The organism is Streptomyces sp. NPDC060198, from assembly GCF_042728415.1.
Lineage (GTDB): Bacteria > Actinomycetota > Actinomycetes > Streptomycetales > Streptomycetaceae > Streptomyces.
Window position 1 is genome coordinate 1 of sequence record NZ_JBHWZJ010000313.1, and the last position, 8,110, is coordinate 8,110.

At 67.8% G+C, this 8,110-nt stretch carries 4 protein-coding genes and 4 pseudogenes; 5 read left to right on the forward strand and 3 right to left on the reverse strand.

Translation table 11 applies throughout. The annotated features are described in order from the left end of the window. Positions 1-317: 317 nt before the first annotated feature. Both ACFWEP_RS27565 and ACFWEP_RS27570 read left to right on the forward strand, forming a co-directional pair. Positions 318-521 (forward strand): annotated as a pseudogene (locus tag ACFWEP_RS27565) (DUF4158 domain-containing protein); the annotation flags it as partial. A gap of 301 nt (positions 522-822) precedes the next feature. Further along, positions 823-1,233, forward strand: a pseudogene (locus ACFWEP_RS27570) (Tn3 family transposase); the annotation flags it as partial. Positions 1,234-1,356: 123 nt separating this feature from the next. Here the strand turns inward: ACFWEP_RS27570 and ACFWEP_RS27575 are convergent. After that, on the reverse strand, positions 1,357-2,319 hold the full coding sequence (locus ACFWEP_RS27575; RefSeq protein WP_387373910.1) for a TetR/AcrR family transcriptional regulator C-terminal domain-containing protein: 963 nt from the start codon (positions 2,317-2,319) through the stop codon (positions 1,357-1,359). Between the two features lie 166 nt (positions 2,320-2,485). Here ACFWEP_RS27575 and ACFWEP_RS27580 point away from each other — a divergent pair, with 166 nt between their 5' ends. Then, on the forward strand, positions 2,486-3,595 hold the full coding sequence (locus tag ACFWEP_RS27580) for an FAD-dependent monooxygenase (RefSeq protein ID WP_387373912.1): 1,110 nt from the start codon (positions 2,486-2,488) through the stop codon (positions 3,593-3,595). Between the two features lie 60 nt (positions 3,596-3,655). Here the strand turns inward: ACFWEP_RS27580 and ACFWEP_RS27585 are convergent. After that, positions 3,656-3,808 (reverse strand): annotated as a pseudogene (locus ACFWEP_RS27585) (site-specific integrase); the annotation flags it as partial. Between the two features lie 89 nt (positions 3,809-3,897). Further along, a pseudogene (locus ACFWEP_RS27590) lies at positions 3,898-4,736 on the reverse strand (SDR family NAD(P)-dependent oxidoreductase); the annotation flags it as partial. 302 nt (positions 4,737-5,038) lie between these two features. On the opposite strand from ACFWEP_RS27590, the gene ACFWEP_RS27595 reads away from it, so the two are divergent. Further along, complete coding sequence (locus tag ACFWEP_RS27595; RefSeq protein WP_387373914.1) at positions 5,039-5,707, forward strand: hypothetical protein; 669 nt, start codon at positions 5,039-5,041, stop codon at positions 5,705-5,707. 672 nt (positions 5,708-6,379) lie between these two features. Then, a complete protein-coding gene (locus ACFWEP_RS27600) occupies positions 6,380-7,939 on the forward strand; it encodes an alpha-L-arabinofuranosidase B (RefSeq protein WP_387373916.1) in 1,560 nt (519 codons plus the stop codon). Positions 7,940-8,110: the final 171 nt, after the last annotated feature.

Here is an 8,110-nt window from a genome sequence, read left to right on the forward strand (position 1 = left end):
ACCACGACCCGGCCGGACACCCCCGCCGCGCGTCGTGGGTGACGCGACCTCAGGTTCCGCGGGGCGCCCCGCAACCGCCTCCCGCGCGCGGCCCAGCCGAGGGCGGATGCGATCCACCACGCGTCGCGGGACGGCCCTTGGTTCGTTGCCAGGGGCGATGCGTTCTCAGGCTGTGAGTCGGAGCACGGCGGCAGCGTGCTGTGGTCGTGACCTGTAGTTATCGGCTGCAGCGGCGATGTTGGTCCAGCCCGCTTGGCGCATGAGTCCGATGGCGAGGTTGCGCACGGTGGCCATGGCTCGGGGGGGTAGCGGTGCACATGCGTGAGGCGTCCTCGCCACAGGTGACGTCTCGTGAGGCCGGAGGCCGGCGTGACTGCGCCGAGGTGCGGGACGAGCCGAGCGAGTGGCTGGATGCGCGAGCCTGGACGACCGGCGACGGGCCGAAGTCGCTGTTCGACGCAGCGGCCGGGTGGCTGCGCGAGCGCCGGGTGCTGCTGCCCGGGGCGAGCCGACTGGCCCGGCTGGTGGGCACGGTTCGGGAGGTGGCGAACAACCGGCTGTGGGACACCCTCTACGGGCTGCTGAGCACCGGTCAGCGCGCGGTGCTGGACTCGCTGCTGTCCGTGCCACCAGGGGCGCGAGTGTCGGAGCTGGACCGGCTCGAACGCGTTGAAGTCGCTGCCGGACCTGGTGGGACGCAAGAAGGCCGGCCCGGCAGAGATCGACACCGGCCTGCTCACCGGGTCGTGACGGCGCCCGGTGCTGTCCGCGCCGCACTTGGAGCCGGGCACGGTCGACCGGAAGGCGTACGCGTTCTGCGTCGGGCGGATCTCCAAGACCCTGCACATCCTGCGGCTCCCGGACGAGCCCGGCTTCCGCAGGCAGATCAAGAGCCAGGCCAACCTCCAGGAGGGCGGTCACCCGCCGGCCCGGAAGATCTTCCACGGCAGGCACGGGGAGCTCTACCAGCGTTACCAGGACGGTATGGAGGACCAGATCGGCGCCCTCGGCTTGGTCCTCAACGCCCTCGTACTCTTCACCACGAGGTACATGGATGCCACGGTGAACCAACTGCGCGCGGACGGCTTCGACATTCGCGACGAGGACGTGGCCCGCCTCTCACCGTTCGTACGCCATCACATCAACATGCTCGGCCGGTACTCCTTCCAGCTCCCGAACCTGCGTGGCGGCCTACGCCCCCTGCGCAATCCGGATTCCACCGAAGAGGAGTGACGCGCCTGTTCCGGTCAGGACCGTGAACCCGGTGATCTCTGGTCGTATCCGCCAGGTCGCCGGCGGACGCCCCGATAGTGCGAAGGGGCGTGGGTCCGGTCCTCGATGAACTCGTTCTTGTGTCTACGTGACAGCTTCCTGACCTTCGACGATGGAAGTCAGGCCGTCGAGGAGTGCCTTGAGGCCGAACTCGAAGAGAGCATCGAGACGCAGGTCATAGCCGTCCTCGAAGGCTCCGACCACCTTGGCGAAGGTCGGGAAGCGGCCGGATTCCACCAGTTCCCGGAGAGCGGGGGTGCGGCTGTCCATCCACTGGTCCTCCGACTGGCCCGTGGCCGCTTCGGCGTGCGCTTCCATCTCCAGGTGCACAGCCAGGCCCTGGACATGGCTGTAGAGCAGGACGTGGATATCGAACAGCTTGGTGGGATCGAGTTCGTGGCCGTCGAGGGCTCGCAGCACCCACTCGCCGTGGACCATCAGGTTGGGCACGAGCAGAGGGCGGGTGAGAGAGCCGATCTGGGCCAGCCACGGGTGCTTGCGGTAGAGAGTCCAGAGAGTCCGAGCACCCAGTTCGATGCGCGAACGCCACTCTTCGGGGGCGTTGGCAGGGTAGGACTCCTCGCCGAATGCGGTGTCGGCCATGAGCAAAATGAGGTCGTCCTTGCTGGGGACGTACCGGTAGGGCGACATGGCGGCGACGCCGAGCCGTGCCGCAACGCCGCGCATGGAGAGCGCCGGCAGTCCTTCGGTGTCGGCGATGTCGATGGCCGTGCGGACGATCCGGTCGAGGCTCAGCTCCTGCTCGACGTCCGGGACGGGTGACGGGCGCCTGCGGGCCGGCGCAGCGGGGGCCGTTCCGGCGACGACGGTGCCGATCCGGGGCCGGGCCTCGACAAGTCCTTCCAGACGCAGGGTGGTCAGGGCCTTGGTGGCGGTGGCGAGCGCGACGCCCCACTCCCCGGCGATCTGCCGGGTCGAGGGAACCCGGTCGCCGGGGGCGAGTTCACCGTCCGCGATGCGCCGCCGGATCGCGGCGACGATGCGCAGATAGGGCGGAACACCGACTGTTCCTGTGGTCTTCGTCACGTCCGGCCGCTTTCCTGTCCTGTACTAGTGCAGAGGGTAGCAGCGACGACGCCGAACGTAAGCCGTCTGACCTAGTACAGATCCGGTATTTGGCCAGTTGGAGGGAGCGCGCTTACGTCGTACGTTCAGTGCGCGTACACCGTAAAAGGCACTGGAGGAACTTTTCATGCAGACCGTACTCATCTCCGGTGGCGGAATCGCCGGGCCCGTCCTCGCCCTCTGGCTGCGCCGTCACGGCTTCGCGCCCACCGTCGTCGAACGCGCCCCGGGCCAACGACCCGGTGGCCAGGCGGTGGACATCCGCGGCGTCGCGCTCGAAGTCGTGGAGCGGATGGGCCTGCTGGAGCAGGCAAGCCGCGTACGGACCCGAATGCGCGGCATGTCGATCCTTGCCCCTGACGGTCACGAGGTCGACCGCTCCACCGAGGCGACCTTCAGCAGCGGCCGGCTCGACAGCGAAGACATCGAGGTGCTGCGGGAGGACCTGGTACGGATGGTGTACGAGCACACGCGCGCAGGCGTCGAGTACCTCTTCGGCGACAGCATCACCGCACTCGACGAGGACGAGACCGGCATGCGCGTCGACTTCGCGCACGGGCCGTCCCGCACCTTCGACCTCGTGGTCGGGGCCGACGGCCTCCACTCCACCGTACGAAGCCTGGCCTTCGGTCCGGAGGAGCGTTTCGTCCACCACCTGGGCAGCTACCTCTCGGTGTTCAGCGCGGACAACTTCCTCGCCTTGGACGACTGGCAGATGTGGCTGCGGGACGGCGACATGGGTTTCGGCATCATGCCCGTACGCGGCAACACCGAACTCAGGATCGCCTTCGGCTTCGAGTCCGCCCCCCTCGCCCACGACCTCCGCGACGGCGGCGCCTTGCGGCGACTCGTCGTGGACAAGCTCGCGTCGATGCGGTGGGAAGGAACTCGCCTGGCCGAGGCCGCCCGGAAGGCGCCCGACTTCTACTGCGACGCCATGGCCCAGATCCGCATGGACCAGTGGTCGCGGGGCCGGGTGGTCCTGCTCGGAGACGCCGGCTACTGCCCTTCCCCCCTCTCGGGGCAGGGCACCAGCCTGGCCCTCGTCGGCGCCCACGTGCTGGCCGACTGCCTTGCCCAGGCCAACGGCGACCACCGCACCGCGTATGCCCGCTACGAGCGGCGGATGCGCCCCTTCGTCACCCTCAACCAGGCACTGGCCACCGAGAATCCCGGCGGACCCGCCTCGGAGGAATCCGGCACGCACGCCAAAAACGCGCTCTCACTGGACGGCTGATCCCTTGCCCCGAACCGATATCAGAAGCAGGAAGGCAGCACAGAACCTCTCCTGCGCTCGGCGCCTGCTGTCGCCAGGGGCCAGCAGGCTGGTGAGCTCGGCGATCGCCTCCGGGGACGGCTTGAAGCAGCGTCGGACGTTCTCCGGCTTCTCGTGCCGGGACTTGGCCATGAGCATCGGCAGCGACGCACCCTGTTCACCGAGGCGGGTCAGGGCGCGCAGGCCATGTACTACCGGCCTTGTGAGGCGATGCGGTGACCAACCGAGAAGGCGGCGGCGCCGCTTGCTGTGGCGTCGAGAGGTCAGGCGCGGAGCAGGTCGGTCGAGACCGTCCAGAGGCGCTTGGCGGTGACGGGACCGAGCGCCCATTCCTTGACCCCGTGCGGGTGCTGCGCGAGGGCGGCGTCGTTCGGCACGGTGTAAGCCTCTTGTGAGTCGTCGAGGTAGCAGCCTCCGGAGTGCGCGAACTCCGGGGCGACGGCCGCGACGATGCTGGTGGCAGCCCCTGCTCGACCGTTTTGCACGTGAACACTCCAGCGGCTTCGGCCGCGTCGAGCGACTCCTTCTGCTGCGTCGTGAAGTTCCGCTGCAGTCCCGTCGCGACACCGCCTGGGTTCACCGCATTGGCCACGATGCCGTCAGACTCCCATAGGCGGGTCGCCTCGGCGGCGAAGAGAGAGTTCGCCGTCTTCGACTGGGCGTAGGCAATCTGAGGGTCGTCACTGCGACGCTCGAAGTGGAGGTCGTCGAAGACGATGCCGGAACGCATGTGCGCCGTCGAACTGACCGAGAAGATCCGTGCTCCGTCGCGGTCGGCCGCTCCCAGGGCCGGAGCGTCATGAAGGCCGGTGGCGAGCGCGAAGTGGCCAAGATGATTCGTCGCGAATTGCAGCTCCCAGCCCTCACGTGTTCGTTCGAGGCCACCGGTGACCACACCCGCGTTGTTGATCAGCAGATGAAGCGGGCCGCCCCACGTGTCGACGAATCGCGCGACAGTGGCCCTGTCAGCAAGGTCGAGCCGGACGACCCGGAGCCGTATCCCTCCGGTCGACTTCGCGATCGCCTCAGCGACGGCGTCACCCGCCGTCGTATTGCGGACGGCGAGCGTCACCTCCGCCCCGGCAGCGGTCAACACACGAGCCCCGCCCGGCCAGAACTGGCGCCGCCCCCGCCACCCGACGATCCTCCGGCACCCGAAACGTACGCCAACCCGGCACGCTTCCACTCCTGTTCGACCGGCTGCACACGTCGGCCCAAAGGAGGGACGACGCAGGCGATCAACTCATCTCGCCGACTGAGAACGCATCAGCCCTGAGTTCACTGCTCGACCAGAGGTCCTTTTGTTGGAGGTTGACAGCCACCTCCGTCCCCGAGAAGAGCAAATTTTGGAAGCAATGCCAGAGTTCATGGATCCGAACGCGGAGCGGCGAAGTGGAACCTGTAGTGAAAAACGAGATCGAGGAGGCGATCTGCTGGAGCGGACCCGCCGCCCTCAGTATCTTCGTACTTGACCCGAACGAAAACCCGGTACCCGAGTCGGCTTTTGAGTTCGACGGACACATGCCGTCGTCCGTGGGCACCTTCCGCCTGAAGATCGACCCTCAGGACAAGCGTTTCCCGGAGGTCTGGGAGTGCGATCTGACCTTCGAATCCCTTCCTGAGGATCTCGCCGAGTTCGGCGAAAAATGCCTTCGCCGTGCCACACAGCAGGATTCTGCGGTGGCCTGGCTGGCTTTCGAGGGCATCTTCAACTTCGACAGGATTTTCTCGGACACACTTTTTGCACAGATCTACGGGTACTACGTAAGGGTTGTCCCGCAATTCGTGGTGGATCAGTGCGCGGCGTCAGATGCGGTGCATCGCAAGGCGGAGGAGCGTCCGCATACTGGATGTATGCGGGACGTTCCGACAACACGGCGAGGTGCCGTAGCTGTCGTCGCGCACCCGCTAGGAATTGCGGGACAACCCTTAGCTGGTCAGAAACCCGTGGTCGTGGACGACGACGCCACGATCCTGAGCAGCGAGTGGAGGGATCGCATCCGTTCTGTCCACGACTTCCTGGAGGAGAGATTTCCGGCCCAGCAACAGGATTCCGAAGAAGGGAAATTCTGACGGAGGCACCTCGGGGATTTCCCGGCACGACGCTCTCCGCGAGACCTCCGAAGTCGCCGCCCGCCCCAGATGCCCGGAGCCACGCCCGACGCCCGACCGCCGCCGGGAGCCGTGCCCGCTCCGGCCCCGCCCCCGGCTCGGCCGCCAGGCGGACCTTCCTCGAACGCCCTTACGAACAAAGGGACTTCGGGGAATCGTGCGTAACTCTTGCGCGCCTCGCCCCGCCGGTTTAGCGTCTGTGCCACCCAAGCACTCCTCCCCCCACTCGACGCCGCCTCCGAATTGTTAGCGCTAACAATTTCGCTCCACGGCCTGACCTGCGACAACGCGAGGAACCGCGCCTCCCCGCTGCCCCCGACCGCGTGCGACACGGCCATGTCGCCGCACCGGGCGCAGCTCCGCGCCGACGGGCGCCCGGACGGACCCCGCTCGCCGGACGGCGTACCCCACACGCCGTCCGGACCTGGTTCCACGACCGAACGGCGTACCCCTGCCCCAGGGGGCGTCAGGTGTGCGCGCACCGCCTTACACGTATCCCGAACGCCCCGGCCCGGAGCTTCGTGCTGCCCGTGATGCCTCTCCTCCCCTCCGCGCACCGGACAAAGGCGCCCGGGGTCGGGTCCGGTCCGCCCTTCGGCAACTCCTCAGCCCATCAACGAAACGAGGACAGTGATGAAAGGACTCCGGTCCGCTTTCCGTCGCCGCGCAGCCGCGCTGACGGCGGCCCTGGTCGGCGTGCTCGTCGCCGGCACCCTTTCGGGCACCGCGGTCTCCCAGGCCGCGACGTCCCAGCCCTGCGACCTGTACGCAGCCGGTGGCACGCCGTGCGTCGCCGCGCACAGCACCACCCGCGCGCTGTTCGGCTCGTACAACGGGGCGCTGTACCAGGTGCGCCGCGCCTCGGACAGCACCACCCGTGACATCGGGGTACTCAGCGCCGGAGGGTACGCCAACGCCGCCGCGCAGGACTCGTTCTGTGCGGGGACCAGCTGCGTCATCACGGTCATCTACGACCAGACCGGCCGCAACAACCGCCTGACCCAGGCTCCCCCCGGTGGGTTCAGCGGACCCGCCGCAGGCGGCTACGACAAGCTCGCCAACGCCACGATGGCGCCGGTCACGCTCAACGGCAACCGGGCCTACGGTGTCTTCGTCTCGCCCGGGACCGGCTACCGCAACAACGCGACGAACGGCATCGCGACCGGTGACAAGGCCGAGGGGATGTACGCGCTCTTCGACGGCACGCACTACAACGACGGCTGCTGCTTCGACTACGGCAACGCCGAGACCAACAGCCTCGACAACGGCAACGGCACCATGGAGGCCATCTACTTCGGCAACAGCAGGGGCTGGGGTTCGGGTGCCGGCAACGGCCCCTGGGTGATGGCCGACCTGGAGAACGGCCTGTTCTCCGGCGTCAACACCGGTTACAACGCCAACGACCCCACCGTCAGCCACCGCTTCCTCACCGCGATCGTCAAGGGTGAGCCGAACCACTGGTCCATCCGCGCGGGCAACGCGCAGTCCGGTTCGCTCTCCACCTACTACAACGGGGTCCGGCCGAACGCCGCCGGCTACAACCCGATGAAGAAGGAGGGCGCGATCATCCTCGGCATCGGCGGCGACAACAGCGTCAGCGCGGCAGGCACCTTCTACGAGGGCGTCATGACCTCGGGCTATCCGACGGACGCCACCGAGAACGCCGTCCAGGCCAACATCGTCGCGGCGGGTTACGCCCAGGGTTCGGGCGGCGGGACCGCCCTCAACAGCGGCTCCTCGGTGTCGCTCCGGGCGACCACCTCCTGCTGCACCACCAGCTACCTCAGCCACTCGGGGGCGAACGTCAACACCACGGTGATCAGCTCCGCCAGTTCGGCCACCGACAAGGCGAACGCCTCCTGGATCGTCCGGCCCGGCCTGGCCAACAGCGCCTGCCGGTCCTTCGAGTCCAAGAACACGCCGGGCAGCTATCTGCGGCACCAGAACTACCAGCTCTATCTGCACGCCAACGACAACAGCGCGCTCTTCGCCAATGACGCCACCTTCTGCTCGCAGGCGGGCGTGAACGGCCAGGGCAACACCCTGGTCTCGTACAACTTCGCCGACCGCTCCATCCGCCACTACAACAACACCGGATACGTCGCCTCGAACGGCGGCTCCAACACCTTCGATGCCGCCGCCCTCTGGCCGGACGACGTCAGCTGGGCGGTCGTCGCCGCCTGGACTCCCTGATCACAGGAGTCTGGACCAGCTGACCACGGGAGGCTGGACTCCCTGACCACGTGAGAAGCGGGGGGGCGGCCCCCCGGGCAGACGCCCCCGCCAAGCCCGGGCGCACACGGAGTAAAGTATGGTGCACCCCCGGGGCCAACTAGCTCCCCGGCCGGGTGGGCGACAGTTTGT

What these genes read in the sequence shown, in the direction of transcription:
- ACFWEP_RS27600 (WP_387373916.1), top strand. Translation starts at nt 6,380, where the DNA reads ATGAAAGGACTCCGGTCCGCTTTCCGTCGCCGCGCAGCCGCGCTGACG.
- ACFWEP_RS27580 (WP_387373912.1), top strand. Translation starts at nt 2,486, where the DNA reads ATGCAGACCGTACTCATCTCCGGTGGCGGAATCGCCGGGCCCGTCCTC.